Genomic DNA, 2,083 nt, shown 5'->3' on the forward strand with positions numbered 1-2,083 from the left:
CTGTTCGGTGGGGGTGGTCATGCGTTCTCCTCGAGGGTTTCGCGTGCCGCCTGGACGACGGCGTCGGCGGTGATGCCGAATTTCTGGAACAGGGTCTTGTAGTCCGCGGAGGCGCCGAAGTGGTCGATGGCGACGGTGCGTCCGGTGTCGCCGACGATGCCGCGCCAGGTGAGCGCGGAGCCGGCTTCGACGGACACGCGTGCTTTGACGGCGGCGGGGAGGACGCTTTCGCGGTAGGCGGGGTCCTGCTCGTCGAACCATTCGAGCGAGGGGGCCGAGACCACGCGGGCGTTGATCCCGTCGGCGGCGAGGGTCTCGCGTGCGGTGATGGCGAGTTGGACTTCGGAGCCGGTGGCGATGAGGATCACGTCCGGGGTGCCGCCCGGTGCTTCGGCGAGGACGTATGCGCCCTTGGCGACGCCGGCGGTGGAGGCGAACACGTCACCGGCGGCGGCGCCTTCTCCACGGGGGAACACGGGGATGTTCTGGCGGGTCAGGGCGATGCCGGCGGGTCCGTCCTGGCGGCGGAGGATCTCCAGCCAGGCCGCGGCGGTCTCGTTCGCGTCCGCGGGGCGGACCACGGCGAAGTTGGGGATCGCGCGCAGCGTGGCGAGCTGCTCGACGGGCTGGTGGGTGGGTCCGTCCTCACCGAGTGCGACGGAGTCGTGGGTCCACACGAAGATCGAGGGGATGTTCATCAGCGCGGCCAGCCGGACGGCGGGGCGCATGTAGTCGCTGAAGATCAGGAACGTGCCGCCGAACGGACGCGTCGGACCGTGCAGCTTGATGCCGTTGACGATCGCGCCCATCGCGTGCTCGCGGATGCCGAAGTGCAGCACCCGACCGTACGGGTCCCCGGACCACTCGTGGGTGGACCACTCGGCGGGGATGAAGGAGGCCGCGTCCTTGATCGTGGTCAGGTTCGACTCGGCGAGGTCCGCCGACCCTCCCCACAGCTCCGGCAGTTCCGCGGCCAGGGCGTTGATGACCACACCCGACGCGGCACGGGTCGAAACATCCTTGCCCGCCTCGAACGAGGGAAGCGCGGATGCGACATCCTGGGGCAGCTCGCCCGCCTCGAGACGGTCCAGCAGCGCCTTGCGCTGCGGGTTCGCCTCCGCCCACGCGTCGAACGTCTCCTGCCAGGCGGCGCGCGCCTGGGCGGCACGCTCTGCCAGGGAACGGGTGCGGGTGAGGACGTCGTCGGCGACGACGAAGGACTGCTCCGGGTCGAACCCGAGCACGGTCTTGGTCGCGGCCAGCTCGTCCGCGCCCAGCGCGGAGCCGTGGATCTTGCCGGTGTTCTGCTTGCCCGGCGAGGGCCACCCGATGATGGTGCGCAGCACGATCAGCGACGGCTTGCCCGTCTCGGCCTTCGCGGCCTCGATCGCGGCGTGCAGCTCGGCGACGTCCTCGACGTACTCGCCGGACTTCTTCCAATCCACCGTCTGCACCTGCCACCCGTACGCCTCGTACCGGGCGGCGACGTCCTCGGTGAACGCGACGTTGGTGTCGTCCTCGATGGAGATCTGGTTGGAGTCGTAGATCGCGATCAGGTTCCCCAGCTGCTGGTGACCCGCCAACGACGACGCCTCACTCGTGACACCTTCCTGCAGGTCCCCGTCACCGGCCACCACATACACGAAGTGATCGAACGGGGACTGCCCCGCCGGCGCCTCCGGATCGAACAGGCCCCGCTCGTACCGGGCCGCGTACGCGAACCCGACCGCCGAGGCCAGCCCCTGACCCAACGGGCCCGTGGTGATCTCCACACCCTTGGTGTGTCCGAACTCCGGGTGACCCGGCGTCAGCGAACCCCACGTCCGCAGAGCCTTCAGATCATCCAGCTCCAACCCGAAACCACCCAGATACAGCTGCACGTACTGCGTCAGCGACGAGTGCCCCGCCGACAGGATGAACCGGTCACGACCCAACCAGTCCGTGTCCGCGGGATCATGCCGCATCACCCGCTGATACAGCAGGTACGCCGCCGGCGCCAGGCTCATCGCCGTGCCAGGGTGGCCGTTGCCCACCTTCTCGACAGCATCCGCCGCGAGCACACGAGCGGTATCCACCGCGCGCC

General features: G+C 69.5%; 1 protein-coding gene. It reads right to left on the reverse strand.

Going from position 1 to position 2,083, the window contains the following annotated elements; translation table 11 throughout:
- Positions 1 to 17: 17 nt before the first annotated feature.
- Positions 18 to 2,083: transketolase (tkt, locus tag Q9S36_RS51550; RefSeq protein ID WP_311292445.1), on the reverse strand; the 2,066-nt coding region annotated here is incomplete at its 5' end.

It is taken from the genome of Microbacterium sp. ARD31 (assembly GCF_031844425.1).